Genomic DNA, 26,437 nt, shown 5'->3' on the forward strand with positions numbered 1-26,437 from the left:
GCGGAAGAGTATGCCCGCGGCATCCTGGCCGGCGGCGGCACGATGTTCGAGGAGCTCGGCTTCCACTATGTCGGGCCGATCGACGGCCACAACCTCGACCACCTGCTGCCCGTCCTCAAGAACGTGCGCGACGCGCCCGACGGCCCGGTGCTGGTCCACGTCGTCACCCAGAAGGGCAAGGGCTACGCCCCCGCCGAGGCCGCGGCCGACCGCGGCCACGCTGTGGTGAAGTTCGACGTCGTCTCGGGCAAGCAGACCAAGGCCAAGCCCAACGCCCCGGCCTATACCCGCGTGTTCGGCGAGAGCCTGATCAAGGCGGCGGACGCCGACGACAAGGTGGTGGCGATCACCGCCGCGATGCCGTCGGGCACCGGCGTCGACCTGTTCGCCAAGGTGCACCCGGAGCGGACCTTCGACGTCGGCATCGCCGAGCAGCACGCGGTGACCTTCGCTGGCGGTCTGGCGACGGAGGGCTACAAGCCGTTCTGCGCGATCTACTCGACGTTCCTGCAGCGCGGCTACGACCAGCTGGTGCACGACGTGGCGCTGCAGAACCTGCCCGTGCGCTTCGCCCTCGACCGGGCCGGTCTGGTGGGGGCGGACGGCGCGACGCATGCGGGCGCATTCGACCTTGCCTATCTGTGCTGCCTGCCGAACATGACGGTGATGGCGGCGGCGGACGAGGCCGAGCTGGTGCACATGGTGGCGACCGCCCACGCGCACGATTCGGGTCCGATCGCGTTCCGCTATCCCCGCGGCGAGGGCGTCGGCGTCGAGCTGCCGGAGACGGGCGAGGTTCTGCCGATCGGCAAGGGCCGGGTGATCCGGCGTCCCGAGGGGGCGCGGGTGGCTCTGCTGAGCCTCGGTACGCGTCTGGCGGAGGCGCTGAAGGCGGCGGAGCGGCTTGAGGCGGCCGGCATCGCCGTGACGGTGGCGGATGCGCGGTTTGCGAAGCCGCTCGACGAGGCGCTGATCCTGGATCTGGCGGCGAGCCACGAGGTCCTGGTGACCCTGGAAGAGGGGTCGGTGGGCGGCTTCGGGGCGATGGTGCTGCACCTGTTGTCGGGTCGCGGTGCGCTGGACGAGGGGCGTGTGCGGGTGCGCACCCTGACGCTGCCGGATGCCTACCAGGAGCACGACACGCCGGACCGGATGTACGCGGAGGCAGGCCTCGACGCGGCCTCGATCGTCAAGGTGGTGGAGGCGACCCTGCCGGTGCGGGAGGCCGCGGCCGAGCGGGGTGGGCGCCTGCGCCTCGCCTGAGGCCTGCCGCCGGGACCGGATCATCCCGGCATCAGGATGCTGATGCGCGGGCGGCACGCCCGCCCGCGATCGACCGCCCATGCCTTGCGGGCATGGCGCCGGGCTGGCAGAAGCGGCCCGGCTTCCCGACTTGTCACTGCCGGAGACCGGGCCCACCGCCCGAGCCGCCGAGAAGGAACGCATGACCGAGGCCGAGAATCGCACTTTGCCCGACCCCGGATTCGAGCCCGGCCCGGTGCTGATCACCGGCGCCAGCGGCTTCCTCGGTCCGGCGCTGGTCGACGTGTTCCGGGCCGCCGGCTTCCCGGTGCGGGTGCTGGTGCGCGCGACGAGCCCGCGCACCAACCTGACCTGGCCCGACGTCGAGATCGTCGAGGGCGACATGCGCGACCCCGAGGCGGCCGCTGCCGGCATGCGCGGCATGCGCTACCTCGTCCACGCCGCGGCGGATTACCGGCTCTGGGCGCCGGATCCGGAAGAGATCGTGCGCACCAACCGCGACGGCACAAGGGCCCTGATGCGGGCGGCCCTCGACGCGAAAGTCGAGCGGGTGGTCTACACGTCGAGCGTCGCGACCATCAAGCCGCACGACGACGGCACGCCCGCCGACGAGACCCGGCCGCTGACGCCCGAGACCGCCATCGGCGCCTACAAGCGCAGCAAGGTGGTGGCCGAGCGGGTGGTCGAGGAGATGGTGGCCCGCGAGGGCCTGCCGGCGGTGATCGTCAATCCCTCGACCCCGATCGGCCCGCGCGACGTCAAGCCGACCCCGACCGGACGGATCATCGTCGAGGCGGCCAACGGCAAGATGCCGGCCTTCGTCGATACGGGCCTGAACCTCGTCCACGTCGACGACGTGGCAAAGGGCCATCTGCTCGCCCTGCACAGGGGCCGCATCGGCGAGCGCTACATCTTAGGGGGCGAGGACGTGCTCCTGTCGCGCATGCTCGCCGATATCGCCGGCCTCGTCGGGCGAAAGCCCCCGACCGTGCGGCTGCCGCGGGCGGCGGTCTATCCGGTGGCCTTCGTGTCCGAGCTCGCCGCGCGCGTCACCGGCAAGGCGCCGCTCGCCACCATCGACGGCATCCGGATGTCGCGCTACCGCATGTTCTTCTCCGACGCCAAGGCGCGGGCCGAGCTCGGCTACGCGGCCCGGCCCTACCGCGACGGCCTGTCCGACGCCGTCGCCTGGTTCCGTCAGGCTGGATACATCCGATGACAACCGCCACCGAGGCGCGCTCCGGCAAGGGGCACCGCGACGAGAATTTTCCGGTCGCCTCGCACCTGATCCATCCGCGCCACCGCGGCCCGATCCTCGACTTCTACTACTTCGTCCGGGCCGGCGACGACGTCGCCGACAATGCCGGCCTGTCGCCGGAGCGGAAGATCGCGCTCCTCGACGGCCTCGCCGACGCGCTGACGGCCGAGGGCCCCGACGATCCGGAGGCCGCGCCCTTGCGCCGCTCGCTCGCCGAGCGCGGATTGCCGCCGCGCCACGCGCTCGAACTCCTCGACGCGTTCCGGATGGACGCGCACAAGTCGCGCTACGAGAACTGGGACGAACTCGCGCATTATTGCCGCTACTCGGCGGTGCCGGTCGGCCGCTTCGTCCTCGACGTGCACGGCGAGGATCCGGGCCGCACCTGGCCCACCTCCGACGCGATCTGTACCGCGCTCCAAGTGATCAACCACCTGCAGGATTGCGGCAAGGATTATCGGAATGTCGACCGGGTTTACCTGCCGCGGGAGATTCTGGAGAAGCACGGCGCCCGCATCGAGGATCTGGGGGCCGAGCGCGCCACCCCGGCGCTCCGCGCCGTGATCCGGGAACTGGCGCAACGCTGCCTCGACCTCCTCGAGGAGGGAAGGCCCCTGCCCGACCTGATCGACGACACGCGGCTCGCCATGGAGATCGCGGCGATCCACCGCCTCGCGGTGCTGCTCGCCCGCGGCCTGCTGATCCGCGATCCGCTGAGCGAGAAGGTCCATCACGGCAAGGCCGCCTTCGCGCTCACCGCGCTCGGTGCCGCCGCCTCTGCCCTCGCCCGGCGGCCGTTCCGCCGCCGCCTCCACCCGGCCCTGCGGGGAGCCCGCCCGTGACCGCCCTCGCCTCCCAGCCCGCCTCGCCGGTCGAAGCCTCGGACGAGGCCCCGGCCCTGCCGGCCGCCGGATCGTCGTTCTACACCGCCATGCGGCTGCTGCCGGCCGAGCAGCGCGACGCGATGTACGCGGTCTATGCCTTCTGCCGCGCCGTCGACGACGTCGCCGACGATGGCGGCGCCCGCGAGGTGCGGGCGGCCGAGCTCGACCGCTGGCGCGCCGACATCGACGCGCTCTATGCCGGCCGGCCCGTCCCGCGCACCCAACCCCTCGTCGGGCCGGTACGCCAGTTCGGCCTCCGGCGCGAGGATTTCCAGGCGGTGATCGACGGTATGGCGATGGACGCCGAGGCCGACATCGTCGCCCCCGATTCGGCGACCCTCGACCTCTATTGCGACCGCGTCGCCAGCGCCGTCGGCCGCCTCTCGGTGCGGATCTTCGGCCTGCCCGAGGAGCCCGGCATCAAGCTCGCCCACCATCTCGGCCGGGCGCTGCAGCTCACCAACATCCTGCGTGACATCGACGAGGATGCCGAGCGCGGCCGGCTCTACCTGCCCGCCGAGCCGCTGGCGGCGATCGGCCTGTCCCACCCGACCCCGGAGAGCGCGCTCGCCCATCCGCGCCTCGGTGAAGTCTGCGCCCGGCTCCTCGACGAGGCGCAGGCGCATTACGATGCCTCCTGGGCGATCATGAACCGCGAATCCCGGAAGGCCACCAAGGCGCCCCGGATCATGGGGGCAGCCTATCACCTGATCCTCGTCGGCCTGCGCAAGCGCGGCTGGGCGGCGCCCCGGGCGCGGGTGAAGCCCGGCAAGCTCGCGCTGATCGGTGTCCTCCTGCGTCAGGCGATCGTCTGATGGGGACGGTTCATGTCCTCGGCGCCGGCCTCGCCGGCCTCTCCGCGGCCTTGCGCCTCGCCAAGGCCGGACGCCGCGTCGTGGTGCACGAGGCGGCCAAGCAGGCCGGTGGGCGCTGCCGCTCCTACTTCGATCCGGCCCTCGGCCTGACGATCGACAACGGCAACCACCTGCTCCTGTCGGGCAACCGCGACGCCCTCGATTTCCTGAAACTGGCCGGCGCGCCCGAGGGCGTGCTCGCCGGGCCGGATGAGGCCGCCTTCGCCTTCGCCGACCTCGCCACGGGCGAGCGCTGGACCTTGAGGCCGAATGCCGGGCGCCTGCCCTGGTGGGTGCTCGACGCCCGCCGCCGGGTGCCGGGCAGCCGCGCCCGCGACTACCTCGCGCCCTTGGGCATCTTCCGCGGCGCGGCGAAGGCCGCGACGATCGGCGAGAGCATGGCCTGCGAGGGGCTCCTGTGGGACCGGCTCTGGCGCCCGGTGCTCCTCGCCGCCCTCAACACCGAGCCGCAGGAGAGCGACGCGGGGCTCGCCGCCACGATCCTGCGCGAGACGCTCGGCGCCGGCGGCAAGGCCTGCCGCCCCCTCGTCGCGGTCGAGGGCCTCTCGGCGGCCTTCGTCGATCCGGCCCTCAAGGCCCTCGCCGAGGCCGGCGCGGAGATGCGCTTCGGCCGCCGCCTGCGCGGGCTCGGCATCGAGGGCGGGCGCCTGACCCGGCTCGACTTCACGGACGGCGCGGAGGAGATCGGCCCCGACGACGCGGCTGTGCTGGCGCTGCCGCCCTGGGTCGCCGCCGACCTGATGCCGGGTTTGGATACCCCGCAAAGCCACCGCTCGATCGTCAACGCCCATTTCGCGCTCGCCCCGAAGCCGGGAGCGCCGCTGCTGCTGGGCGTCGTCGGCGGCGTCACCGAGTGGCTCTTCTCCTATCCCGACCGGCTCTCGGTGACGATCAGCGGCGCCGACCGCCTGCTCGACGTGCCGCGCGAGGACCTCGCCCGTACGATCTGGGACGAGGTCTCGCGGCTCTCAGGGTTCTCCGGCGAGCCCCTGCCGCGCTGGCAGATCGTCAAGGAGAAGCGCGCCACCTTCGCGGCGACGCCGGCGGAAGCTGCGCGCCGGCCCGGTGCGCGCACGCACATCGCCAACCTGGCCCTCGCGGGAGACTGGACCGCGACCGGGCTCCCCTCGACCATCGAGGGGGCGATCCGCTCCGGAGCGACGGCGGCGCAGGTGCTCTCAGGCGCCGGTGTCGGTGCCGGCGGCAACGCTGCGTTGCGCGGAGCCGCTTGACGCCGGGGCCGGCTTCGAGGAACAGCGTGGGCGTGCGCGGCGTTTTGTGCGCTGCGGAAACCTATCGGGATGGCATCATGGGCGGCGGGGCGGAGCCGCCCTCGCACGAGGAAGGCAGAGACACCGTGGGCAAGGTCGAGACGCTGCAACGCAAGAGCACGCAGGACATCACCCTCGACGAGGTCGAGCGGCGGGTGTCGGCCGCGTCCCGGGCGCTGACGCAACTGGCGCATGCCGACGGCCACTGGTGCTTCGAACTCGAGGCCGACGCCACCATCCCGTCCGAGTACATCCTCTACCATCACTTCCGCGCGTCGATTCCGCCGCGGGAGCTGGAGGAGAAGATCGCCGTCTACCTGCGCCGGACGCAGAGCGCGCTGCATCACGGCTGGGCCCTGGTGCACGAGGGCCCCCTCGACATCAGCGCCACCGTCAAGGCGTATTTCGCGCTCAAGATGATCGGCGATTCCCCCGACGCGCCGCACATGCGCCGGGCCCGGGACGCGATCCTGCAGCGCGGCGGCGCGGCGCATGCCAACGTCTTCACCCGCACCCTGCTCGCCCTCTACGGCGAGGTGCCGTGGAGCGCCGTGCCGGTGATGCCGGTCGAGGTGATGCTGCTGCCGCGGTGGTTCCCGTTCCACCTCGACAAGGTGTCGTACTGGGCCCGCACCGTGATGGTGCCGCTCTTCATCCTGCAGATGAAGAAGCCGCGGGCGAAGAACCCGCGCGGGATCGGCGTGCGCGAGCTGTTCACCCAGGATCCGGAGCGGATCCGGCGCTGGCCCTCCGGCGCCCAGGAATCCTCGCCCTGGCGCCCGGTCTTCGCGGTCATCGACGACATCCTGCGGGTGGTCGAGCCCCTGTTCCCGGCCGGGCCCCGCGCCAAGGCGGTCGACAAGGCGGTGGCCTTCGTCAGCGAGCGGCTGAACGGTGAGGACGGCCTGGGCGCCATCTTCCCGGCCATCGCCAACTCGGTGCTGATGTACGAGGCGCTGGGCTATCCGGAGGATCATCCCCTGGTGGTCACGGCGCGCTCGGCGGTCGAGAAGCTCGTCACCGTCAAGGAGCACGAGGCCTACGTCCAGCCCTGCCTGTCGCCGGTCTGGGACACGGCGCTCGCCGCCCACGCCCTGATGGAGGCCGGCGGGCCGGAGAACGAGCGCCAGGCCCGCGCCGCCCTCGAATGGCTGAAGCCCCTCCAGGTGCTCGACATCAAGGGCGACTGGGCGGCCCGCAAGCCGGACGTGCGCCCGGGCGGCTGGGCGTTCCAGTACAACAACCCGCACTATCCCGACCTCGACGACACCGCCGTGGTGGCGATGGCGATGGACCGGGCCCAGACCCGCCTCGGCCCCGGCGAGGGCGGCTCGGACTACACCCACTCGATCGCCCGCGCCCGCGAGTGGATCGAGGGCCTGCAGAGCCGCGACGGCGGCTTCGCGGCGTTCGACGCCGACAACACCTACCACTACCTGAACTACATCCCGTTCTCCGACCACGGGGCGCTCCTCGACCCGCCGACCGCCGACGTCACCGCCCGCTGCATCTCGATGCTCGCCCAGCTCGGCGAGACCAAGCAGACGAGCCCGGTGCTGGCGCGGGCCGTCGACTACCTGCTCGCCGACCAGGAGGAGGACGGCAGCTGGTACGGCCGCTGGGGCATGAACTACATCTACGGGACGTGGTCGGCCCTCTGCGCGCTCAACGCCGCCGGCCAGGACCCGGCCTCGGCGCCGATGCGCAAGGCGGTGGAGTGGCTGGTCGCGATCCAGAATCCCGACGGCGGCTGGGGCGAGGACGCGGCGAGCTACAAGCTCGAGTATCGCGGCTACGAGCGCGCCGGCAGCACCGCCTCGCAGACCGCCTGGGCGCTGATCGCCCTGATGGCGGCGGGCGAGGCCGACCACCCGGCGGTGGCCCGCGGCATCAACTACCTCGCCCGCACGCAAGGCACGGACGGGCTGTGGGGCGAGGAGTTCTACACCGGTACCGGCTTCCCGCGGGTGTTCTACCTGCGCTATCACGGCTACGCGAAGTTCTTCCCGCTCTGGGCGCTGGCGCGCTACCGCAACCTCCAGCGGGGCAACAGCCGCAAGGTCGCGGTGGGGATGTAGCGGGGCGCGGCGCAACCGCGCCCGCCCGGAACGACCGCCCGGGCTCGGGCATTCCCCGGGCCGGGAGCCGCGCGATGACCCTGTACAGCTACCACATCTCCCACGAGCAGTGCCCGCCCCGGGCGCTGCTCGCGCTCGCCCAGCGGGCCGAGCAGGCCGGCTTCGACGGGGCCTTCTCCTCCGACCACCTCCAGCCCTGGTCGCCGAGCCAGGGCGAATCCGGCTTCGCCTGGTCCTGGCTCGGCGCCGCCCTGCAGGCGACGGAGCGCCTGACCTTCGGGATCATCTCGGTGCCGGGAGGCTGGCGCTACCATCCGGTGGTGCTCGCCCAGGCCGTGGCGACCCTCGGGCAGATGTTCCCCGGCCGGGTGCCGTGGGTGGCGCTCGGCAGCGGCCAGGCGATGAACGAGCGCGCCACCGGCGGGCCCTGGCCCGACAAGGCCGAGCGCAACGCCCGCCTGCGCGAGGGCGCCGAGATCATGCGGGCGCTGCTCGCCGGCGAGACCGTGACGCAGCGCGGCCGCCTGACGGCGGTCGACGCCAAGGTGTGGTCGCTGCCCGAGACCCCGACCCGCCTCGTGGGGGCTGCCACCAGCGTCGAGACCGCCGCCTGGCTCGGCACCTGGGCCGACGGGCTCCTCACCGTCGGGACGAGCCCGGAGGTGCTGGGGCCGATCGTCGACGCCTTCCGCGAGAGCGGCGGCGCCGACAAGCCAGTCTTCCTGAAGATGGACCTGAGCTACGCCCCCGACCCGGCCGAGGCCCTGCGCCAGGCTCATGCCGAGTGGCGCTTCAACGCCCTGCCGGCCTCGGTCGCCTGGGAGCTGCCCCGCCCGGCCGATTTCGAGGCCGCCGCCCGCTACCTGCGGCCTGAGGACATGCACGAGGCGGTGCTGATCTCCCACGACCTGCCGGCCCTGACCGAGCGCATCGCCGCCTGCGCGGCACTCGGCTTCGACTCGATCGACCTGCACCAGGTCGGCGGCAACCAGGCGGCCTTCATCGACGCCTTCGGCGAGCGGGTGCTGCCGGTGCTCCACGGCCGCAAGGCCCCGGTGATCGAATTCGACCCGTTCGGGCGCAAGCCGGCGGCGCGAGCCGGATAGACTCTTCCGGGCCCTGAACGCGAAAAGGCGCCCGACCGGCCGGTCGGGCGCCTTTCGTCGGCATGATCCCGGATCAGTAGCCGTAATAGAACCGGCGCGGGCCGTAATACGGGCGCCGCCAATACGGCCGTGGGCCGTAATAATAGGGGCGCGGGCCGTAGAACGGCCGCGGCCCGTAGAACGGGCGGCAGATGCCGAAGCGGTTCGGGAAGAAGCCCGGACCGCAGCCCCCGGCCACCTTCGTCACGCCGGTCTCCGGCGCGAGCGCGCCCGCCGCGCCGAGGCCGATCGGGGCGGCCTGCGCGGTCGACGCGAGACCCAGGCTACCGATCAGGCCGCCCGCGACGAGGGCGGCCATCCCGAGCACCTTGACGTGCATCATCGTAGGATCTCTCCTTGGGATGTGAGGGGCGGCCGTGCGGACCGCCCTGCCCCTCCAGGAAAGAACTAACGACCTGAATGCACGATGAGCGCGCCGGGTCGGCTCCCGCTCGCCGCGGATGCGGCTCAGCGCCGCTTGCCGGTGGGCCGGGGCTTCTCCGGCGCCGGCCCGGAGACCACCGGGTCGGAAGCGGCCCGCATGGCCGCGCCGCGCCCGCGACCGCGCCGGCTCTGGCCGAGGCCCGAATTCTTGGCGAGCTCGGAGCGCTGGGCGGCGTAGTTGGCGGCGACCATCGGGTAGTCCGGCGGCAGGCCCCATTTCTGGCGGTACTGCTCGGGGGTGAGCCCGCGGCCGGCCAGGTGACGCTTCAGCGTCTTGTAGGGCTTGCCGTCCTCCAGGCTGATGATGTGGTCGGGGGTGACCGTCCGGCGGATCGGGACCGGCGGCGTCGCCCGCTCGGGCTCCGGCGCCGGCGCGGCGCCGAGCTGGCTCAGCGACGTGTGGACCGCCGCGATCAACCCCGGCACGTCCGCCGCCGGAACGGAGTTGTTCGCCACATAAGCCGACACGACGTCGGCAGCGAGCTCGATCAGATCGAGCGACCGGGTGGAGTCGTCGTTGGTCATGGCGCACCAGATCGAAGTGACCGGCCCAAGAGGGCACGTGTTGTCGGGGGCGTCAACCACAGGTGATATGCGTAACAACAGATTTCGTCAGTTCGGATACGAAATAGAAAAAGTATCGCACGCGATCGGTTGGCTGGATCCGTCATGCGCCGGAGGCCGTCCGGCCCGGGCGGCAGCGGTGCCACACCCGCCCGGATATCGTGCTAGCCCGTTGGTCCTGGCGGTTTTTTCTTGGACCGTGGTTTCCCCTCGTCGGGGAAATGCCCTAGCTGTTGCTGCATTGCGCCATCCGGCGTCCCGTTCCTGTCAGCACGATCCTCAAGACCTCCCATGACCGACAAGAACCGCCGCTTCCTGGTCGCCGGCACCGCCGCCGGCCTCGCTTCGACGCTGCTGGCGGGCGCGCGCCCCGCCTTCGCCTGGACGGACCAGGATATCGCCCCCGTCCGGCGCCGGCGCTCCCGCGCTCCCGTCCCGGCGGAGGACGGCACGTTCTACGACACGCGGGGACAGGATCCGCGCGGTCAGGCCGCGGACCCGTACTACCGGGGCGAGCCCGCTCCCGCCCAGGCGCCGGAGGAGGATTCGTTCTGGGGCGGTCGCCGCGCCGCGGAGCCGCAGCCGCTGCCGGGCACGGCGGATCCGAGCCCGACCGTCGTCGTCGATGACGGGCCGATCGACTACGCCCGCGCCTACGCGGCGCTCGACACCGAGCCGTTCCCGGTCCAGGCCTTCCGCTGGCGCCGGGCCAACCCGTCCTTCCTGCGCCAGGAGGTCGCCTATGGCGGCCGCTACGCACCCGGCACGATCGTGGTCGATCCGCGGGCGCACCACCTCTACCTGATCCAGGAGGGCGGCCGGGCCCGCCGCTACGGCGTCGGCGTCGGCCGCCAGGGCTTCGCCTGGAACGGGGCCGCCACCATCAACTCCAAGCAGGCCTGGCCGGACTGGTACCCGCCCAAGGAGATGATCGCCCGCCAGCCGGCGCTCGCCCGCAGCGTGTCCAAGCTGCAGAGCGGGCTCGGCGTGCCGGGCGGCCCGCGCAACCCGCTCGGCGCCCGCGCCCTCTACCTGTGGCAGAACAACAAGGACACGCTGTTCCGCATCCACGGCACCACCGAGCCGGAGAGCATCGGCCGCAGCGTCTCATCGGGCTGCATCCGGATGATCAACCAGGACGCGATCGACCTCTACGCCCGCGTGCCGGTCGGCGCGCAGGTGGTGGTGCTCGGCTAGAGCATTTTCCGACGAAGTGGATGCCGGTTCGTCGCAGAAAATGCGGCAAAATTAAAGATCCAGAGCAGCGTCCGATCACAACGTGATCGGACGCTGCTCTGACGGCCCCGGCCGGATCAGGGCCGCCGCAGCGCCGGGGCTCTCCCGGCCGCTCCCGGCGGCAGGCCGGCCCCCTCCTCCGCGCGGTCGACCGCCCGCAGCACCAGCCGCCGCAGGGCCTCGGCGTCGCGGGCGGCCTCCCCGACGAGGGCCCGCACCTCCGGCTCGGGCGCCGACAGGATCTCGGCCTCGAGCGCCTCGATGAGGCGGTCGAGCGCGCGGTCGGGTCGCCACTGGGTCATCGCGAACCTCCCTCGGAATCGAGCCGCAGCAGTGCGCGGCGCAGGCGCTTGCGGGCGCTGTCGTAGTCGGTCTGGGACAGTCCGTGCCGGGCGCGGATCTCGGCGGCCGTGCGGCCCTGGCCGAGCCCCTCGATGATCCGCAGCACCGTCTCGTCGCCGGAGAACAGCGCCACGATCGCAGCCAGCGCCTGAGCGGCGGCGATCGCCCGCTCGGGATCGGGGCCCTCGTCCTCCGTCGCGTCCGTCTCCCGCCAGGCCTGCTCCCGCGCCCGGCGGCGCCGGATGTCGTGCTCGATCGAGCGCATGCAGCCGGCGAGGAAGACCAGGACCGGGACCCCCGGCGGCCAGAGCCGCGTGCCGTCGAGCGCCCGCACGATCGCCTCGTGCAGGATGTCCGACCAGTCGATGCCGGGAAGCCGGCGCGCCCGCAGCCGGGCGAGCGCCCGCAGGCGCGCGAGATCGGCCGTCGACAGGCCGCGGATCGCTCCCGCCACGTCGCGCTGCTCCGCCTCGTCCGTCTCCATCGTCGCCCTGCCTTACGTCTCCCGCGTCATGCGCACGGCCTCGCCGGAAGCGGACAACCGAAAACAAAAAATTCCGGCCGGTCCGCGTCCCGGGCGCTCGTGTGCCTCCTCCCCTGGCCGCGCATCGGCGGCCCGAGAGCGCAGATCGGGAGCAGGCACCATGAGACGGGACGCGCGGATTGCCCTCGCACGGCACATCTATGCCCGGCACATCGCCCACGCGGCGGCGCCGGACGAGGCCGGGCTGCGGAGCGCCCTGGAGGCGGCCCTGGAGACGATTCCCCGCGAGCGCTTCCTGCCGCCGGGACCCTGGCAGCTGGCCCGGTTGTCCGGCGGCTACGTGCCGACGCCCGACGACGATCCGGTCTATCTCTACCAGGACGTGCCGGTGGCGATCCGGCCGGACCGGCACCTCAACAACGGGCAGCCCTCGTTCCTCGTCGGCCTGATCGCCCGGGGGCGACCGGAGCGCGGCATGCAGGCGGTGCATGTCGGCACGGGGACCGGGTACTACACCGCCCTGCTGGCCCGCCTCGCCGGCGAGCAGGGCCGGGTGCTCGGCATCGAGCACGATCCCGACCTTGCAGCCTTCGCGGCCGATGTGCTGGCCGGGCTGCCGCAGGTCCGCATCGTCGCGGGCGACGGCGCCGCCACGACGTTGCCCCCGGCCGACCTCGTCCTCGTCAATGCCGGCGCGGCCCGACCGGCCGAATCCTGGCTCGACGCGCTGACGATCGGCGGGCGATTGATCCTGCCCCTCACCGCCGGACGACGGCCCGGGGCGCCGATCACCCGGGGGGCTGTCTTCCTGATCGAGCGTCGCGACGAGCGGGCCTACGCGGCGCGCTGCCTCTCCCCGACCCTGATCTATCCGTGCGCCGGCACCCGCGACCCGGAGGCCGAGCAGGCCCTGGCGCGCGCGCTGGCGGCCGGCGGCCAGGACGACGTCCGGATGCTCCACCGCACGGATGCCCTCCCGGACGACCGATGCTGGCTGCGCGGTCCGGGCTGGTGCCTCGCCTACACCTGAGGACAGGGCCGCGAGCGGGCGGGGGCAGCCGGCCATGCGCTACGTCGGCGGCCGGACCTTGGGACTTGGGACCGCATCCGCCGTTGCCGGATCGGCCAGGATGACCTTGACGCTCGGCAGCGCCGCCGCCGAGGCGACGAGGCCGGCATTGCGCCGCACGTAGAGGCCCCAGACGGTGACGAGGAGCGTCACCAGCGCGCCGGTCAGGGCGGTGGAGGTTTCGGCATCGATCCAGCCGCGCCCGACGGCAATGCCGCCGCCGAATTGCAGCAGGGTGCGCAGCAGTGTGGTGAGCTGGTCCTGGTTCATGGCGGTCTCCTGCCGACAGTCGGGGGTGCGTCAGGCCGCGAAGGTCCGTCCGCAGGCGGGGCAGGAAGCCGGTGCGGCGAGCCGGTCAGGAGCGGCGTGGAGCGCGAGGGCTGCGGCCCGCACCTCCTCGACCCGCCGGCCCCAGCCGCGGCCGAAGCGCGGCCAGGTCGACAGCGCCTGCAGGAACGCCAGCCGCCCGTCGCACAGGGCATTCACCAGCCCGGGCACGTCCCGCCCGGCAAGCACCGCCAGCGTCACCGGTCCGAGCCGCCCGTCGTCGGCGAGGTCGAGCGCCCGTTGCAGCCCGATCACCGCCCGCTTCGGGCCGCTGTTCACCGCGAAGTCGAACAGCGCGTAATCCAGACCCGCCGGCAGCGCGTCGCCTTGGATCGCATCCCAGAACCGGCGACGGTAGAGCGGTGCCACGCTCGCCGGCGTCAGCGCCCGCACCTCGGCCCGCGTCGCCGGCCGGCCGAGCCACAGGCTCAACGTGCCGATCGTCACCCCGAGGTTCGTCGCTCCTCCCGGGTCGGCCGGGTCGTCCGACCACCCGCCTTCGTGTGTCAAGACGAGCGAAAGCGCCCGCTCGAACGTCGTCGCGGTCATAGGTCTCTCCACGATGTGCAAGGGAGTCGCGGCGCGCCGGCCGGGCGGCCCGGGCGCGGATCAGGCCGCGATCAGAGGGTGGCAGCCTGGCGCCACAGCGCGTCCAGCTCTGCCGCGTCGTAGCCGAGCGCCGCGCCGAGATGCGCCACCATCGGGTGCCCGCGCTCGAACGTGGTGGCGCCCGACAGCATCATCCGGGCGGCGAAAAGCTCCGCCGCCGGCAGGCTCGCCACCGCCGCTTCGATCCGCACCGGCAGCGTGCCGGTCGTCACCGCCGCCAGCGCCTCGTCCCGGGTGATGGCGCCCGCCTCGGCGAGCGCCTGGAAGAACTGCCGGTCGCTCACCGGCCCCGCCGGCGCCGCCTCGCCCGCGGCGAGCCGCGCGGCCAGCGCGTCGCGCTCCGCCACGGCCGCGTCCCGCTCGCGCCGCAGGGCCTCCGCCTCGGCCACGGCCGCGTCGCGCCCCGCCAGCGCCGCCGCGTCGATCCCCGCCAGCACCGCGGAGAGCGGGAACCCCGCCGCCTCGGCTTGCGCCGGCGTCAGCGCCCCGCTCGTCACGAAGTGCGGCTCGGCGGCGCCGGGCGGCGTCACCGACTGCCCGAGCACCACGTGCCAGGCCGGCACCGCCGCCGAGCCCGCCGGACGGCCGCGATAGAGGAATTCATACAGGTAGGGTTCGCTCATCGGAGCCTCACGCCGCGACCGCGCCGTCATCCGACAGCCGCCGCCAGTTGCCGTTGGAGTAGTAGGCGAGGACGCCGGTGCCGGCGCCGGACGCCTCGCCGACCTTGCGGGCATTCGAGACGTAGATCAGGTCCCCGGCGGCACCGGTCGGCACGGTCGCGACGGTGTAGGAGCCGGGACGCAGCTTGGTCGACGAGACGATCCCCGCCGCCGAGATCTGCGCCAGGGTCGTCGCGCTGTCGCGACTGACGAACGAATGAGTGGTGTTGGCGTAGAACGTCGTCGGGTCGGAGCCCCCGATCGATATGCCGTTGACGCTGCCGGTGTTGTCCTTGATCCGGGTGTAGCCGCCGGCCTGATCCAGGGTGACGATGCTGCGCACGGCGACGGAGCCGCCCGCCACGAGATTGCCGGTCGTGCTGAGGACGCCGCCGCCGGTCAGGCTCGCCACCAGCGTGGTGCCGCCATACCATTTGAAGCTGTCGGTGGTTCGCGGGAGGCTGTTCCACAGGGTCGAGGCATCGATCCCGATCGCGAAATCGGCATTGGTGCTCGTCAGGTTGCTGTACAGCAGGATCTTGGTGCCGGCCGATCGGGTCGAGACCGACGGTGGGGCGATGCCGACATTGCCGAAGGTGAGGAGGTTGGACGACCCGTTGTTCAGCGTCAGGGTGCCGCCGACGGTGACGGCGGCCCCGAACGTCGCCGCCCCGGTCGCCCCGAACGTGCCGGCCACGTGCAGGCCGTAGGCCGGCGACGCCGTGCCGATGCCGACCCCGCCGCCGGCCGGATTGAGGGCGAGGTCTCCCGACCCCGCCCCGCCCGCGGTGAAGGCCTGGACCTTGTAGGCGGTGTCCCCCGAGCCCGCGTTCGACCCGACATCGATGAATGATCCGGCCGAGCCCGGCACGAAGTCTGTGTTGGCCAGGCGGAGGGAGGCAAAGCGGGGCGTGGCGCCGGTCCCGAGCCCGAGCGCCGTCGCGCCCTGGGCCGGCGTGCCGGTGAGGACGCTGCGGCCGGACGCGCTGGCATCCTGGATCTCGGCCGCCGCCGGGCCGGCGAGCGGCTTGCCGGAGGCGCGCACGTAGTCCCGCACCGTCCAGTTGCCCGCCGCGTCCGAGGTCGCCAGCGCCGTGTCGCCGGAAGCGGTCACGATGCTGGCGCCGCCCGGCAGCGCCAGGCTCGCGGCATTGTGGGTCAGCGTCGCGGCGCCCGTGAAGCGCAGCAGGCGCACCCGGTTCGGGCCGGTGCCGAAGCCGGTGATGGTGCCCGAGCCGGTGAGCGCCACCTTGAGCGCCGGCAGGGCCCCGAGGTCGACCGTGGCGGCGACCGGAGCGGAGATCTCCGCCGCCGCGAGGTCGAGGCCGCCGGTCGCGCGGTCGACCCGCAGGGCCTCGCGCCAGGTGCTGCCGTCGGCCGAGACCTTCAGCCGGAAGTCGTCGTCGCCGGCGAGCCCGAGTTCCGCCCGGCCGGAGAAGCCGGACTGGAACAGCAGCGACAGGGTGTTGCCGGACGCCTCCTTGTTGAGGGTGTAGCGCAGGTCCCCGGTCCCGCCCTCGCCCGCGGTGAGCGCGGTCCAGAGCGCCTTGTTGAGCTTGGCCGCGAAGGGATTGCTCGCATCCGCCGTGGTGCCGATCCCGAGCCGGGCGAGGTTCTGGAGCGCGGTGAGACCGGCGCGGTAGGACACCCACGCCACACCTGTACAGGTGTAGAGGTCTGCCTCGTCCGCCACGAAGGCGACCCATCCGGGGCGCGGCACGAAGCTCCGCCACGCCCCGTCCTGGTAGCGCACCACCCGGCCCGCCCAGCCCGCCCACGCGTCCGTCGGCGAGGCCCCGGCGATCAGGTAGCGGTCGCCCTCCGCCGGGCTCGCCGGCGGCGCGGTCAGGTCCTTGTCGAGGACCGCGAGCTGGACCAGCGTGTCGAGGCTGACCAGGGCCTCGTTGTGGGTCACGTGCTTCTGCGCCTGCGCCGCCGCCATCAGCGGCAGGGCGAGGTTGGCGGTGGTGGCATCAGGCATACAGGGTCGCCCTCAGGGCCGCGCCGCGGCCGTAGGTTGCCGAGAGTTGGTGGATCGCGACGGACAGGCTCGTGACCGGCCCGCCGAAATCCGCCGCCTGGTGGGCGGTGGTGTAGGTGACGGCCGGCGCCGACAGATCGAACGTGCGGACGACGGTGGAGCCGGAAAGCACGTCGAGGGCGTAGGCCTCGGCTTCCTCGGCCAAGGGCACCTCGACCTGTTCCCACGGGTCGCCGTCGATCCGGGTGCGCCGGATCCACGACAGCACCAGGTCGCCCGACTCCGCCCGCACCATCCGGGCTTGCGCCGGCGCGTAGGGCCGCAGGCCCACGCCCCGGAACGCCAGGGTGGCGCCGGCGAAGCTCGGATCGTCCTGCGGTCGGCCGAGCGGCCCCCAGCGCCAGGCGAGCGGCAGGGTGCGCGCCGATAGCGGCATCCCCGATTGCACCAGCGCGTCGGTGAGGACCACGAACGGGGCGCCCGCCGGCGTCGGGCTGCCCAGGGCGAACTCCGTCCCGAGCTGGCCGCGCAGCAGCGTCGCGAGGCGGTAGCGGCCGGGCGCGAGCAAGGCGGCTTGCGCCCATTGCAGCACCTCCCATTCGCCCGAGGGGGTGAGCAGGGCCGCGACGTTGGCCCCGTTGAGCACGTCGACCTCGGGCGCCGACGCCAGCTCGACCCCGCGCGGCACCTCGACATAGACGCTGTTCACCCGGTCCCACCGCCCGCACGGTCCCGGATAGAGCTCGGCCGTCAGCCGCCCGATGATCGACCGGGCGCCCACCGTCGCGTCGTCCACGAACGCCCCGCCGGCGGTCGAGCGCAGGACCGCCACCGGCGACCACGGCGCCGTGTAGGCGGCGAGGTAGGGCGCATGGGGCACCGCGTCCGGCCGCAGGAGCGGCAGGTCGAGGAAGTGGAACAGCGCCACCCCGACCGTCGCCGGCGGCTCGGCCGGTCGCGGCGTCGCGGTGCCGTCCCGATAGGCAAACACCGCGAGATCCGTGCGGATGCCGCTCGCCGGCCGGCCCGCTTCCAGGCCGAGGCGGGTCAGCCGGTAATCGGTAGCGCTCCCGGCGAGGGAGAGGGTGACGACGTCGCCAGCGTCCAAGGCGAGGCAGGACGGCGGCAGGGTCGCCCCGACCTCCTCCCGCTCGACCACGCCCTGATAGAGCAAGGCCTGCGCGATGCCCCGCGCCGCCCCCTCGTCGAGGCAGAGCGGCACGCTCACCCGCTGCACCGCGTTGGCCCGGCCGCCCACCCGCCGCGCCTCGACCGAGGCCGATTGGTAGCCGGGCTGCGGATCGATGTAGGTCAGCGCCACCACCCCCGGCAGCGCCGTCTCCTCCCCCCGGGTGCGCCGGTAATCGCCGGCGCTGCCGCCCCGCGCCACCAGGTCGTCGGCGGTGAGGGCCGCCGCCGGCGCCCGCGCCAGAGGCGCGAAGACCAGCCGCCCGGCCGACTCCGCCCCGTCGAAGAAGAAGCACGTCCGCAACGGGTCGAGCGAGGCCCGCGGCGTCTGCACTTCGGTGATCGCGTAGCCTTCCACCAGGCCGTAGAGCTGCCCGACATCGATCGGCACGCTCAAGCCGCCGCACAGCTCGGCCACCACGTCGGCGATCGGGGTGAGGCCGAGCCGCCCGTTGATCCAGTGGCCGAGCCGGTAGTTGGGCCCGTCGCTCCACACGCTCGCCTGGCGCGGGAAGTCCGGGTAGGGCCTTGCGTCCCACGTCCAGACGAACAGCCGCTCGGGATCGACCATCCGGCCGCCATAGACCGACGACACCGGGTTGCCGGCCGTGCCCTGCCAGTAGGCGAGCGTGGCTTCGAGATACGCGCGTTGCGCCGCCAGGTCGCGGCGCCCGTTCGAGTAAAAGGGCAGGAAGCTTTCCGACGACTTTGGGTCCACGAAGACGTTGGGTTGGTTCATGCCCTTGTCGACGGCCGGGCAGCCGAGTTCGATGAACCGGACCGGCTTGCCCTGCGGCACCCACCCGGTGGCGGTGGCCTGGCGCACCCCGCCCGGCCGGTCGCGATGCAGGTTCGACCACCAGGCGCGCAGATCCTTGAGGCGGAAGACCCAGTGCTCGCCATACGCCGTGTCGGCGATCGGCGCCCGCCGTTGCGCGTCGCGGTCGGCCGGCGTCGGATAGTACCAGTCGAACAGCTCGCCGGCGGCCACGTTGCCGGCCAGATACCCGGGATCGTAGGGCGAGGGCGCGCCCGCTCGCGCGTCGAGATGGTCGAACCCGTCGCGCCAATCGGCGAGCGGCATGTAGTTGTCGATCCCGACGAAGTCGATGTTGGGGCTCGACCACAAGGGATCCAGGTGGAAGTACACGTCGCCCGAGCCGTCGGCCGGGCGATGGTTGGCGTATTCCGTCCAGTCGGCCGAATAGGCGATCCTGGTGGCGCTGCCGAGGATCGACCGCGCGTCGGCCGCGAGGCTCACGAGCTGTGCCACCGCCGGGAAGGTCGAGGCGCTAGAGCGCACGGTGGTCAGCCCGATCATTTCCGAGCCGATCAGGAAGGTATCCACCCCGCCCGCCGCCTCGGCCAGGCGTGCGCAATGCAGGATGAAGCGCCGGAACGAGAACTCCGCCTTCGCACAGGTCACCGTGCGGCCGTTCCACGCCAGCTCCGCCGGCGCCACGCTGCCGAAGAACGCCGCGACCTGGCCGGCCGCCGCCGCGGTCTTGTCGACGGTGCCGAGCCGGCCGGGCGCCGGATGGCAGGTCACCCGCCCGCGCCAGGGGAACGCCGCCTGCTCCGCCCCGCCATAGGGGTCCGGCAGCCCGTTGCCGGCGGGAATGTCCATCATCACGAACGGGTAGAGCGTGACGGCGTAGCCCCGCCCCTTGAGCGCCTGGATGAGCTGCACCACCGACAGGTCGGACGGCGCGCCGCCCAGCAGCGGAGCGCCGCCCGCGTCGAAGCTGACGATCGCAGCGCTCGCCCGGTCGACCCCGCCGGCGAGCCATTCCGGGGTGGTGGTCTTCACCCGCGTCTCGACCTTCGGGACGATGCGGCAAGCTGACAGCCGCAGGTCGGTGCCGTGCCAGGCGACCACGAGCGAGACGTGCCGGCAGCGCGGCGCCTCGACCGCGAGCTGATCGAGCGCCTTCAGCGCGTCGACCCCGCCCGACACCGTGTTCTGGCCGGAGATCCCGCCGAAGGTCGAGGCGGTGACCGGCGCGGTGGCATAGGTGAATTCGCCCATGCTCGGGATCATCGTGACGGCGGTCACCAGCTCCTCGAGGGCCGGCCGGCCCGACGCGGCGGGCGCGCGCCGGATCACCTCCGCGGTGATGACCGGGACGCGGTTGCCGAAAGCCGCAAGCGGCAGGTCCTCGAACACGATGTAGGCCAGCCCGCGATAGGCCGGGGCGTTGGCGGCACCTTCGATCGCTGCAACCTTCGGGTCCGGCCCCTGCGCCTCGTCGCCGAGATAGACCCGAGCGCCATAGGCCGCGAGGTCGATCCGCTTGCCGTCGGCGTAGACCTGGCCCACGGCGACGATCGGGCCTTCGCACAGGGCGATCGCCACGCTGACGCTGTAGGCATAGGTCACGTTGAATTGCTTCTGCGTCGCCCCGCCCTTGCCGCCGGCGGACTTCACCTTCTCGACCTTCTGGACTTCCTTGATCTTGGTGGCCCAGATGATCTGCCCGCCGACGCGGACCCGGCCGAAGACGCGCACGATGGCGGCGCCTTCGGTCGAGGCGGTGACGTGGAGGTCGGACAGGCGCGGGCCGATATTGATCTGCGGCTTTGTCCGCCCGCCGAACAGGGCGCGGTCGAGGGCGCTGCCGCCGGCGGCGCCGAGCATCTGGCCGATGGCGCCGCCGATCGGGCCGCCGAGCGCACTGCCGACCGCCTGGCCGGCATAGGACAGGACGAGCGTGCTCACGTCGGGATCTCCGGCGAAGGTTCGGGGAAACGGAAGGCGTAGGCGATGCGCCGGGACCAGGCCGGCGGGATCCAGGTTTCCACCACCGCGTGGCCGTCATAGGCGTGGATCATCACGGACGGGGCGACCACGATCCCGCAATGCTTGGCCGGCAGGCCGTCGCGCCAGCGGAACAGCAGCACGTCGCCGGGCCCGGCCGCGGCCGGGGCGAGCGGCACCAGGTGGCGGGCGGCGGCATCCCGCAGCGTCTCGGCGCCCCGGTCCTCGGCCCAGCTCGGCGTGTAGGGCGGCGGCACCTCCGGCTCGGCGCCGTAGAGCGCGGCGTAGACGCCTCGCAGCAGGCCGAGGCAGTCGCAGCCCGCGCCCCGCACGCTGGCCTGGTGGTGGTAGGGCGTGCCGAGCCAGGTGCGCGCCAGCGCGACGACGCGCGCGCGAGTGTCAGCCGAGGCGGCCTCCATCGTTGTCGGCTCCTTGGACCGCGTAGGCCACGGCGTAGTCGTTGCCCGGAAGATCCGGGAAGCCGCGGAAGTTGAGGACGTTGGCGAACTTGTCCCGGCAGCTCGCCAGGGACTTGTCGCAGCCGGCGACGACCTGGAACGTGTCGCCGGGCGCGATCGGGGCCGGCATCGGCTCCCACAGGTCGAGGACCGCGAGCGCGCCGGTGCGGGCATGGGCCCGGACCTCGACCGCCGCGCCGGCATTCGCACCCGTGGTCCAGACCAGCCGGCCGGCGTCGAACCAGCGGGAGGCGTACCCGGCGAGGCCGGAGGCGGTGACGCTGCGCGCGCTTCCCACCGTCGCGACCGTGCCGGCGCCGCGGATTGCCGGCGCGGTGGCGTCGATCCGGCAGCGGCCGTCCCCGAGGAGCGCGTCGCAGGAGCGCTGGTAGACCCGGCCGCGGGGCTGGTTGAGGCGATCGGCGAGGCCGCGCACCTCCGCCGTGAAGGCGGTGGGCCCGCGCGAGACCTCGCCGACGGTGCCGGAGAGGACGAGGACCCGGTCGGCCGGGCTCGACCAATCGACGCGCCAGACCGCGACGGCGGCGCCGTCGAACAGGCCGCGCGCCAGCTCGGCTTCCGCGAGACGCCTGCTCGTGAGGGCACCGACGATGTCGAGGGAGTCGGCGGAGAGGCCGGTTCCCTGTTCGAGTGCCGTGCCGGTGGCGCCGCTCTCGGCCGAGCACGGGACGCCGTCGACGGTCAGGTCCTCGTCATGGTCGGTGAAGCCGAGGCGCATCCCGTCGGTGCGGGTGACGATCCAGCAATGGCACAGGGTGGTGACCCCGCTCGCGAGGCTCGCGGCGAGGGCGGGTGGCAGGGTCTTCATCTGCGGATCTCGAGGATCGGGATGTCGGCGACCACGCCTGCGCGCAGGGCCTGGTGGTCGATCTCGATGCGGTCGGTGGCGAAGCGCACCGGCACGTCGAAGGTGAAGCCGGCGGTAACCAGGGTGCCCGGAGCCGGTGCGGCCTTGAGGGTGACGAGGCCGGTCGTGGCATCGAGCGTGAAGGCGGAGGCGGCGAGCGCGACGCCGCCGACCGCGACCAGCACCGAGCCGGCGACCGGCTTGGTGATCGGACGGGCATAGGGCGCGAAGGCGGCCCCGTAGATCTTCGCCAACGGGAAGCCCCGGGTGGCGCCGTCGCCGGTCCCGAGGCGCTGGTCGGTGGGCGCGGGAGCCTGTCCGAGCGGCGCGGAGCTGTGGTCGAAGGTGTCGCGCCAGCGGAAGCCGTAGAGGGGCCCGCGCCTTTCCTCGAAGAAGGCGACCAGCAGGGCCACGTCCTCGGCGGAGCGCAGGGCCGGTCCCGCATTGTAACTGCGGCGGGAATGGCGCCAGAGGGCGTTGCGCTCCTCGTCGCCGGAGCCGAGGGTGACGATCTCGGTGCGCCGCTCCGGCCCGCCGCGGGAGCCGTATGACAGGGCGAGGGGGAAACGCACCTCGTGGAAGGGGCTCGGCATGGCGTTTGGGGCTCCTCACGTGCTTACAGGCCCCTGAGGCCGCGCTGCACCGCCCGGGCCAGGGCGGCGCTCACCTGCGCCTCCGAGCGATGGAAGCTCGGGGCGTCCGCGGTGGCGATCGAGACCGAGACCTGGACGTTCGGGACGGGGGCCGGGGCCGCGACGCCGTGCGTCGCCGGCAGGATGCGGCCGGGCTGGAGCGGCACGAAGGTCTCGCGGCCGCTCTCGCCCACCGTGTAGGCGACGCCCGGGGTGACGGGGCCGCCGGCGGCGCGGCCGGTCGGGTTCTGGGTCAGTCCGAGCGACCCGAGGGCGTCGCTGACGAGGTCGGAGCCGGGGCTGCCGCGGCCGAACAGGCCGTCGAAGGCCCGGTCGATGCCCCGGCTCGCGAGCGTGGTGGCGAGCCGGGAGATCACTGTCGTCAGGCGTTCGCCGTGCAGGATCGCGCCCTTGAAGCTGTCGGCGAGCGCCGAGCCGAGCTCGCGCGAGGCGGACTGGGCGGCGCGCTGCGCGGCTTCCGCCCGTTCCACCTGCACCGTCGCGGCGCCGTAGGCCTGCGCCACCCGGTCGACCTCTTCGCGGAGCGCCGGCGTCACCGCGAGATCGGCCTTCTTGGCCGCCTCCAGCAGGCGGAACGCCGCCTCGGCCCTGGCGGCGGCGCCCTCCTCCCGGCCGACCGCGTCGGCCTCGATCTTCAGGAGGCCGGTGCGCCGGGTCAGGCGCGCGACCTCGTCGCGGAAGGCGTCGTCCTCCGGCTCGGCGGTCTTCTCCGCCGCCTGAGCGGGCCGCGCCGCCGCGCGGGCGGACGACTTGGTGGACGACTGAGCGGGCTCGGGGGCCGGGGTGATCTGGCCGAGGCTGCCGCGTGGCGCGGCGTCGCTGATCGCGAAGGCGTCGGCGATGCGGGCGCGGATCGCCGCCCCTTCCGCGGCGGCCGCCCGCACCCGCCGGCCGAGATCCGCCACGAGGTCGGCGGCGGCCGGGATTTTTTCCGCGATCCCCCCGACCGCGCCCGCCACCGCCTCGAACCCCGCCACCGCCTCGCGGGACGCGGAACCGGCCTCGGCGAGGCGGGCGGTCAGGCCCCCGACCGCGTCGTCGACCCGGCGCAGGGCGGCGCCGTCACCGGCCGGCACCGTGGTCGCCTGCTCCATCGCCCGCTGGAGCCGGCCCAGGGCCTCCGGCGCGGCCATGCGGGCGAGCTCGTCGCGCACCTCGGCGCCGGCCCGCGCCATCGCGGCGGCGATGCGCCCAGCGCCGGCCTCGACGGCGCGCTCGGCCTGCCCCATCGCCCGCTCGGCCAGCGGCCCGGCCCGGGCGAGCTCGCGCTCGTAGGATTCGACAGTGGCCTCGAGGGAGACCACCAGGCGCTCGATCTCGGTCGTCATGCGGGCGCTCCGTCGTCGGACAGGCCGTCATCGGGCGCGCCGCGGAGCCAGGCCCAGAGCGCGTCCTCTTCCGCCGGCGTCGGGGCGTCGGCGGCTTGCGGGTCGCGGGCGCTGTTGAAGCCGTCGATGTAGGCGGCGAGCTGCCACAGGCTCATCGCCCGCATGTCGGCGGCGGGCAGGCCCATGGCGGCGGCGGCGGCATAGAACGCCGCGAAGGCGATCCGCCCCTCCGGACCCGCCGCGCCGGCGGGACGGCCGACCCGCTCGTCCTCGGCGCCCTCCAGCGCCGCCGCCAGCACCAGGGCGGCCTTGGCGATCAGCGGGATGCAGGCCAGCCCGTCGAGGCGGCGGGCGAGCGCGTGGGCCTGCGGCACCGGAGTGCCGCCGCCGATCAGGCCGAGCCGCAGCACGTCGCGCACGTCCCGGAACCGGTATTGCCGGCCGGCATGGAACCGGTGCAGCAGGGCGGCGGGGCCCATCCCCGTCGCCTCCTGCAGTGCCTCCAGGTCGCCGATGGCGAGGCGGAAGCGGTGGGTGGCGTCCTCGAGGGCGAGGTCGACATGGCCGTCGCGGCTCATGGGCGCCTCACGCGGCGGCGGTGAAGGACACCGCCCCGGTCGATTGCAGCGCCACCGACACGCTGCAGCGCTCGCCCCGCACGGCGCCGACCTCGAAGCTGGTGAGGTGGAACGACCCCTCCCAGGCGCCCCCACCCTCCGCGCCGGTGCCGCTCACCTCGACCCGGGCCTTCGTCGGCGCGTCGGCGTCGAAGGCGGCGCGCCAGCGGGCGATGCTCTGGCGCGCCATCACGCCCTTGCCGGAGACCGCGACCGACTTCGACACCGCGAACCGGTCGACGAAGGGCGCGGCGTCCTCGTTGGCGCAATCGGGCACGACCGCGCTGTTGGTCTCCTTGGTGAATTGCGCCGCCCGCTCGGTGAGGCCGCAGGGCGCCTCGAAGGTGCCGGCCTTGGTCGGGCTCTCGAGCTTCACGGCGATCGCGGAGAACGGCAGGGTGGTGGGCTGGGCCATGGTGGGTTCGCTCCCGGGGATGGAAATCAGACGGTCTCGGCCGCGACGGCGCCGAAGCGGGCGACGCCGTGCCAGGAGCCGGGCCCGAGGGGTTCCGGCAGGACCAGGCTGCGCTCGTGCGACAGCCACAGGAGCTCGCCGCGGGTGAGCGCCAGGTCGGCCTCGTCGAGGGCGGCCGCGACGGCGGCGAGCAGATCTTGCACCGGTCCCAAGGTCCGGGCACCGCGCAGGAAGGCGTGGACGGTCAGCCGGCAGGCGCAGCCGCGCCAGCCTTGCGCCTCGTAGGGGCTGACCTCCGGCGGATCGACGCGCAGGAACGGCCATTCCTCGCGGGCGCTCGCCGCCTCGCGCACCCGGTCGCCGACGAGCGGGTGCAGGGCCGGATCGGCGAGGAGGCGGGCGCGCACCGCCCGCAGGAGCTGGGGCGAGAGGTCGAGGCCGGCCATCACCCCCTCCCCGTCAGGCGCGCGACCGCCGGTCCGATCACCGGCCGGGCCGCCCGCATCGCTGTGCCGAATTCCCGGGCGATCAGGCCCGGCGCCTCGACCGCGACGGCGGCGCCCGCCTGGGTCTCCGTCGCCTCGGCCCGCCCGTCGGGCAGGGCCTGCTGGATGTCGGCCGCGAGCATGCGCGCGGCCTCCCGCGCGCGGGTCCGCGCGGCGTCGCTGCCAGCGCGGGCGAGGCGCGCGAGCCGCGCCTGGAGCGGGCCGGTCTCGGCTGGTGGCGTCACAAGGGTCGTCCCTGGATGATGGCGTGGCTGCCGGCGGGGTCGGTCTCCACCGCCACGATGCGGTGGCGGGTCCCCGCCAGGGTGATCTCGTCGTCGGGGTTCGGGGGGGAGCCCGGCGTCAGCACGATCAGGCGCACCAGGCGCCCCGGCAGTCCTGGCTCCTCGGAGCCTTCCCGGATGCCGTCGAGCCGGGCGCGGACGGGCTCGTCCGCAATGCCGCTCCGGTGCAGGATCGCGGCATCGAAGAGGGGGGCGAAGGCCCCCCCGAGATGGCGGCCGAGGCGATCGAGGAGGCCCATCACACCACCGCCACGCCGGGGCTGTTGCGGCGCATCACCTCGTGGAAGCGCCGCCCGTAGGAGGTGAGACCGAGGGTGCCCGGCAGGGCCTCGGCGGGCGGGTCGCGGCGCTCGATGTGGAGCGTGCCGCTGCGCAGGGTCTTGAGGTCGAGGGCGCCCGCCCGGGCGAGCTCGGCCTCGGGGCCACCCTGCCCGTCGAGGGTGAGGGTGTGGGCGGCATGCAGCATCCGCCCGAGGGTCGCGTCCGCCGCCGGCCAGCCCGCCCCGACCCGCGGGCCGGCTTCCGCCAGCGCTCCGGCGACCGCCGCGTCGGGGAGGCCGGCGAAGGCCGGGAAGCGGGCCCGGAACGCCTCCGGTGTGATCGCGTCGGCCATCTCACGGCTCCCCGCCGGAGGACGGGCGCCCGCGGCGGCGCTCGGGGCGCGGGTCCGGCGGCGCCGGATCGGGCTCCGCCTCGACCCGTACCTCGCCCGCCGCCTCCCAGGCGGACAGGCAGGGGTCCGGCCGCTCGGGCAGCATCAGCACCGCGCTCTCGCCGGGCAGGAGCAGCCGGGGCGCCCGCGCGCCCCTGGGCCAGACCAGCCGGGGGCCGGCCGCGTGGTTCGTCACCCGCATCATGGCTCCGGCCTCC

General features: G+C 73.6%; 29 protein-coding genes. 9 read left to right on the forward strand and 20 right to left on the reverse strand.

Going from position 1 to position 26,437, the window contains the following annotated elements:
• The 7 genes from dxs to BM430_RS25980 form a co-directional block, all read left to right on the forward strand.
• The coding region (dxs, locus tag BM430_RS25950) for a 1-deoxy-D-xylulose-5-phosphate synthase (RefSeq protein WP_093570133.1) at positions 1 to 1,263 on the forward strand (1,263 nt) is incomplete at its 5' end.
• Between the two features lie 181 nt (positions 1,264 to 1,444).
• Positions 1,445 to 2,482, forward strand: a complete 1,038-nt coding sequence (gene hpnA / locus BM430_RS25955; RefSeq protein WP_093570134.1) for a hopanoid-associated sugar epimerase — start codon at positions 1,445 to 1,447, stop codon at positions 2,480 to 2,482.
• Positions 2,479 to 3,363, forward strand: a complete 885-nt coding sequence (gene hpnC, locus BM430_RS25960) for a squalene synthase HpnC (RefSeq protein ID WP_093570135.1) — start codon at positions 2,479 to 2,481, stop codon at positions 3,361 to 3,363. The genes hpnA and hpnC overlap by 4 nt, the downstream gene beginning before the upstream one ends.
• Positions 3,360 to 4,220, forward strand: a complete 861-nt coding sequence (gene hpnD / locus BM430_RS25965; protein WP_093570136.1) for a presqualene diphosphate synthase HpnD — start codon at positions 3,360 to 3,362, stop codon at positions 4,218 to 4,220. Before hpnC ends, hpnD begins: the two co-directional genes overlap by 4 nt.
• Positions 4,217 to 5,512 carry a hydroxysqualene dehydroxylase HpnE gene (gene hpnE, locus BM430_RS25970; protein ID WP_093570137.1) on the forward strand — a complete coding sequence of 432 codons (1,296 nt, stop codon included), beginning with the start codon at positions 4,217 to 4,219 and terminating at the stop codon, positions 5,510 to 5,512. The genes hpnD and hpnE overlap by 4 nt, the downstream gene beginning before the upstream one ends.
• A gap of 77 nt (positions 5,513 to 5,589) precedes the next feature.
• Positions 5,590 to 7,629, forward strand: coding sequence for a squalene--hopene cyclase (shc, locus tag BM430_RS25975; RefSeq protein WP_177303176.1), 2,040 nt, complete (start codon positions 5,590 to 5,592; stop codon positions 7,627 to 7,629).
• A 74-nt stretch (positions 7,630 to 7,703) separates the two neighbouring features.
• Entirely contained in the window at positions 7,704 to 8,735 is a 1,032-nt protein-coding gene (locus tag BM430_RS25980; protein WP_093570138.1) for a TIGR03885 family FMN-dependent LLM class oxidoreductase, read from the forward strand.
• Between the two features lie 73 nt (positions 8,736 to 8,808).
• Here BM430_RS25980 and BM430_RS25985 read toward each other — a convergent pair whose 3' ends face one another.
• A complete protein-coding gene (locus BM430_RS25985) occupies positions 8,809 to 9,117 on the reverse strand; it encodes a GCG_CRPN prefix-to-repeats domain-containing protein (RefSeq protein WP_093570139.1) in 309 nt (102 codons plus the stop codon).
• A gap of 125 nt (positions 9,118 to 9,242) precedes the next feature.
• Positions 9,243 to 9,743 (reverse strand): Ros/MucR family transcriptional regulator, encoded by a 501-nt coding sequence (locus tag BM430_RS25990; protein WP_093570140.1) that lies wholly within the window; start codon positions 9,741 to 9,743, stop codon positions 9,243 to 9,245.
• Between the two features lie 330 nt (positions 9,744 to 10,073).
• Here BM430_RS25990 and BM430_RS25995 point away from each other — a divergent pair, with 330 nt between their 5' ends.
• Positions 10,074 to 10,979 (forward strand): L,D-transpeptidase, encoded by a 906-nt coding sequence (locus BM430_RS25995; protein WP_093570141.1) that lies wholly within the window; start codon positions 10,074 to 10,076, stop codon positions 10,977 to 10,979.
• 116 nt (positions 10,980 to 11,095) lie between these two features.
• On the opposite strand, the gene BM430_RS26000 is transcribed toward BM430_RS25995, so the two are convergent.
• The gene (locus tag BM430_RS26000) at positions 11,096 to 11,320 is read right to left on the reverse strand and encodes a hypothetical protein (protein WP_093570142.1); all 225 of its coding nucleotides are present in this window, start codon (positions 11,318 to 11,320) and stop codon (positions 11,096 to 11,098) included.
• Positions 11,317 to 11,844, reverse strand: a complete 528-nt coding sequence (locus BM430_RS26005; protein ID WP_244539665.1) for a sigma-70 family RNA polymerase sigma factor — start codon at positions 11,842 to 11,844, stop codon at positions 11,317 to 11,319. The genes BM430_RS26000 and BM430_RS26005 overlap by 4 nt, the downstream gene beginning before the upstream one ends.
• A 160-nt stretch (positions 11,845 to 12,004) precedes the next feature.
• Here BM430_RS26005 and BM430_RS26010 point away from each other — a divergent pair, with 160 nt between their 5' ends.
• Positions 12,005 to 12,874 (forward strand): protein-L-isoaspartate O-methyltransferase family protein, encoded by an 870-nt coding sequence (locus BM430_RS26010; protein WP_177303177.1) that lies wholly within the window; start codon positions 12,005 to 12,007, stop codon positions 12,872 to 12,874.
• 39 nt (positions 12,875 to 12,913) lie between these two features.
• Here BM430_RS26010 and BM430_RS26015 read toward each other — a convergent pair whose 3' ends face one another.
• From BM430_RS26015 to BM430_RS26090, 16 genes are all read right to left on the reverse strand, one after another.
• On the reverse strand, positions 12,914 to 13,183 hold the full coding sequence (locus BM430_RS26015) for a Pam3-gp28 family putative phage holin (protein WP_093570144.1): 270 nt from the start codon (positions 13,181 to 13,183) through the stop codon (positions 12,914 to 12,916).
• A 30-nt stretch (positions 13,184 to 13,213) separates the two neighbouring features.
• A complete protein-coding gene (locus BM430_RS26020; RefSeq protein ID WP_093570145.1) occupies positions 13,214 to 13,789 on the reverse strand; it encodes a glycoside hydrolase family 108 protein in 576 nt (191 codons plus the stop codon).
• A 71-nt stretch (positions 13,790 to 13,860) separates the two neighbouring features.
• Entirely contained in the window at positions 13,861 to 14,472 is a 612-nt protein-coding gene (locus BM430_RS26025; RefSeq protein ID WP_093570146.1) for a hypothetical protein, read from the reverse strand.
• A gap of 7 nt (positions 14,473 to 14,479) precedes the next feature.
• Positions 14,480 to 16,492 carry a DUF2793 domain-containing protein gene (locus tag BM430_RS35360; protein ID WP_244539666.1) on the reverse strand — a complete coding sequence of 671 codons (2,013 nt, stop codon included), beginning with the start codon at positions 16,490 to 16,492 and terminating at the stop codon, positions 14,480 to 14,482.
• A complete protein-coding gene (locus BM430_RS26035; protein WP_093570147.1) occupies positions 16,485 to 20,399 on the reverse strand; it encodes a baseplate multidomain protein megatron in 3,915 nt (1,304 codons plus the stop codon). Before BM430_RS26035 ends, BM430_RS35360 begins: the two co-directional genes overlap by 8 nt.
• A complete protein-coding gene (locus BM430_RS26040; protein ID WP_093570148.1) occupies positions 20,396 to 20,857 on the reverse strand; it encodes a DUF6950 family protein in 462 nt (153 codons plus the stop codon). The genes BM430_RS26035 and BM430_RS26040 overlap by 4 nt, the downstream gene beginning before the upstream one ends.
• Complete coding sequence (locus BM430_RS26045; protein ID WP_093570149.1) at positions 20,838 to 21,725, reverse strand: DUF2163 domain-containing protein; 888 nt, start codon at positions 21,723 to 21,725, stop codon at positions 20,838 to 20,840. The genes BM430_RS26040 and BM430_RS26045 overlap by 20 nt, the downstream gene beginning before the upstream one ends.
• Positions 21,722 to 22,357 (reverse strand): DUF2460 domain-containing protein, encoded by a 636-nt coding sequence (locus BM430_RS26050; protein WP_093570150.1) that lies wholly within the window; start codon positions 22,355 to 22,357, stop codon positions 21,722 to 21,724. The genes BM430_RS26045 and BM430_RS26050 overlap by 4 nt, the downstream gene beginning before the upstream one ends.
• 23 nt (positions 22,358 to 22,380) lie before the next feature.
• The gene (locus tag BM430_RS26055; protein WP_244539667.1) at positions 22,381 to 23,745 is read right to left on the reverse strand and encodes a hypothetical protein; all 1,365 of its coding nucleotides are present in this window, start codon (positions 23,743 to 23,745) and stop codon (positions 22,381 to 22,383) included.
• A complete protein-coding gene (locus BM430_RS26060; RefSeq protein ID WP_093570151.1) occupies positions 23,742 to 24,323 on the reverse strand; it encodes a gene transfer agent family protein in 582 nt (193 codons plus the stop codon). The genes BM430_RS26055 and BM430_RS26060 overlap by 4 nt, the downstream gene beginning before the upstream one ends.
• A 7-nt stretch (positions 24,324 to 24,330) precedes the next feature.
• Complete coding sequence (locus BM430_RS26065; RefSeq protein ID WP_093570152.1) at positions 24,331 to 24,777, reverse strand: phage tail tube protein; 447 nt, start codon at positions 24,775 to 24,777, stop codon at positions 24,331 to 24,333.
• 26 nt (positions 24,778 to 24,803) lie between these two features.
• Positions 24,804 to 25,223, reverse strand: a complete 420-nt coding sequence (locus BM430_RS26070) for a DUF3168 domain-containing protein (RefSeq protein ID WP_093570153.1) — start codon at positions 25,221 to 25,223, stop codon at positions 24,804 to 24,806.
• The gene (locus BM430_RS26075; protein ID WP_093570154.1) at positions 25,223 to 25,507 is read right to left on the reverse strand and encodes a hypothetical protein; all 285 of its coding nucleotides are present in this window, start codon (positions 25,505 to 25,507) and stop codon (positions 25,223 to 25,225) included. The genes BM430_RS26070 and BM430_RS26075 overlap by 1 nt, the downstream gene beginning before the upstream one ends.
• Entirely contained in the window at positions 25,504 to 25,806 is a 303-nt protein-coding gene (locus BM430_RS26080; protein WP_093570155.1) for a hypothetical protein, read from the reverse strand. The genes BM430_RS26075 and BM430_RS26080 overlap by 4 nt, the downstream gene beginning before the upstream one ends.
• Positions 25,806 to 26,180 carry a DUF4054 domain-containing protein gene (locus BM430_RS26085; RefSeq protein WP_093570156.1) on the reverse strand — a complete coding sequence of 125 codons (375 nt, stop codon included), beginning with the start codon at positions 26,178 to 26,180 and terminating at the stop codon, positions 25,806 to 25,808. Before BM430_RS26085 ends, BM430_RS26080 begins: the two co-directional genes overlap by 1 nt.
• A 1-nt stretch (position 26,181) precedes the next feature.
• Positions 26,182 to 26,424 carry a hypothetical protein gene (locus tag BM430_RS26090; RefSeq protein WP_177303178.1) on the reverse strand — a complete coding sequence of 81 codons (243 nt, stop codon included), beginning with the start codon at positions 26,422 to 26,424 and terminating at the stop codon, positions 26,182 to 26,184.
• Between the last annotated feature and the right edge of the window lie 13 nt (positions 26,425 to 26,437).

It is taken from the genome of Methylobacterium sp. 174MFSha1.1, from assembly GCF_900116815.1.
GTDB lineage: Bacteria > Pseudomonadota > Alphaproteobacteria > Rhizobiales > Beijerinckiaceae > Methylobacterium.

Bases quoted from the DNA above. Each gene is read 5' to 3' on its own strand.
- hpnA (WP_093570134.1), top strand. From the start codon at position 1,445: ATGACCGAGGCCGAGAATCGCACTTTGCCCGACCCCGGATTCGAGCCC.
- hpnC (WP_093570135.1), top strand. From the start codon at position 2,479: ATGACAACCGCCACCGAGGCGCGCTCCGGCAAGGGGCACCGCGACGAG.
- shc (WP_177303176.1), top strand. From the start codon at position 5,590: ATGGGCGGCGGGGCGGAGCCGCCCTCGCACGAGGAAGGCAGAGACACC.
- BM430_RS25980 (WP_093570138.1), top strand. From the start codon at position 7,704: ATGACCCTGTACAGCTACCACATCTCCCACGAGCAGTGCCCGCCCCGG.
- BM430_RS25985 (WP_093570139.1), bottom strand. From the start codon at position 9,117: ATGATGCACGTCAAGGTGCTCGGGATGGCCGCCCTCGTCGCGGGCGGC.
- BM430_RS25990 (WP_093570140.1), bottom strand. From the start codon at position 9,743: ATGACCAACGACGACTCCACCCGGTCGCTCGATCTGATCGAGCTCGCT.
- BM430_RS25995 (WP_093570141.1), top strand. From the start codon at position 10,074: ATGACCGACAAGAACCGCCGCTTCCTGGTCGCCGGCACCGCCGCCGGC.
- BM430_RS26000 (WP_093570142.1), bottom strand. From the start codon at position 11,320: ATGACCCAGTGGCGACCCGACCGCGCGCTCGACCGCCTCATCGAGGCG.
- BM430_RS26005 (WP_244539665.1), bottom strand. From the start codon at position 11,844: ATGGAGACGGACGAGGCGGAGCAGCGCGACGTGGCGGGAGCGATCCGC.
- BM430_RS26010 (WP_177303177.1), top strand. From the start codon at position 12,005: ATGAGACGGGACGCGCGGATTGCCCTCGCACGGCACATCTATGCCCGG.
- BM430_RS26015 (WP_093570144.1), bottom strand. From the start codon at position 13,183: ATGAACCAGGACCAGCTCACCACACTGCTGCGCACCCTGCTGCAATTC.
- BM430_RS26020 (WP_093570145.1), bottom strand. From the start codon at position 13,789: ATGACCGCGACGACGTTCGAGCGGGCGCTTTCGCTCGTCTTGACACAC.
- BM430_RS26025 (WP_093570146.1), bottom strand. From the start codon at position 14,472: ATGAGCGAACCCTACCTGTATGAATTCCTCTATCGCGGCCGTCCGGCG.
- BM430_RS35360 (WP_244539666.1), bottom strand. From the start codon at position 16,492: ATGCCTGATGCCACCACCGCCAACCTCGCCCTGCCGCTGATGGCGGCG.
- BM430_RS26040 (WP_093570148.1), bottom strand. From the start codon at position 20,857: ATGGAGGCCGCCTCGGCTGACACTCGCGCGCGCGTCGTCGCGCTGGCG.
- BM430_RS26045 (WP_093570149.1), bottom strand. From the start codon at position 21,725: ATGAAGACCCTGCCACCCGCCCTCGCCGCGAGCCTCGCGAGCGGGGTC.
- BM430_RS26050 (WP_093570150.1), bottom strand. From the start codon at position 22,357: ATGCCGAGCCCCTTCCACGAGGTGCGTTTCCCCCTCGCCCTGTCATAC.
- BM430_RS26055 (WP_244539667.1), bottom strand. From the start codon at position 23,745: ATGACGACCGAGATCGAGCGCCTGGTGGTCTCCCTCGAGGCCACTGTC.
- BM430_RS26060 (WP_093570151.1), bottom strand. From the start codon at position 24,323: ATGAGCCGCGACGGCCATGTCGACCTCGCCCTCGAGGACGCCACCCAC.
- BM430_RS26065 (WP_093570152.1), bottom strand. From the start codon at position 24,777: ATGGCCCAGCCCACCACCCTGCCGTTCTCCGCGATCGCCGTGAAGCTC.
- BM430_RS26070 (WP_093570153.1), bottom strand. From the start codon at position 25,223: ATGGCCGGCCTCGACCTCTCGCCCCAGCTCCTGCGGGCGGTGCGCGCC.
- BM430_RS26080 (WP_093570155.1), bottom strand. From the start codon at position 25,806: ATGGGCCTCCTCGATCGCCTCGGCCGCCATCTCGGGGGGGCCTTCGCC.
- BM430_RS26085 (WP_093570156.1), bottom strand. From the start codon at position 26,180: ATGGCCGACGCGATCACACCGGAGGCGTTCCGGGCCCGCTTCCCGGCC.
- BM430_RS26090 (WP_177303178.1), bottom strand. From the start codon at position 26,424: ATGATGCGGGTGACGAACCACGCGGCCGGCCCCCGGCTGGTCTGGCCC.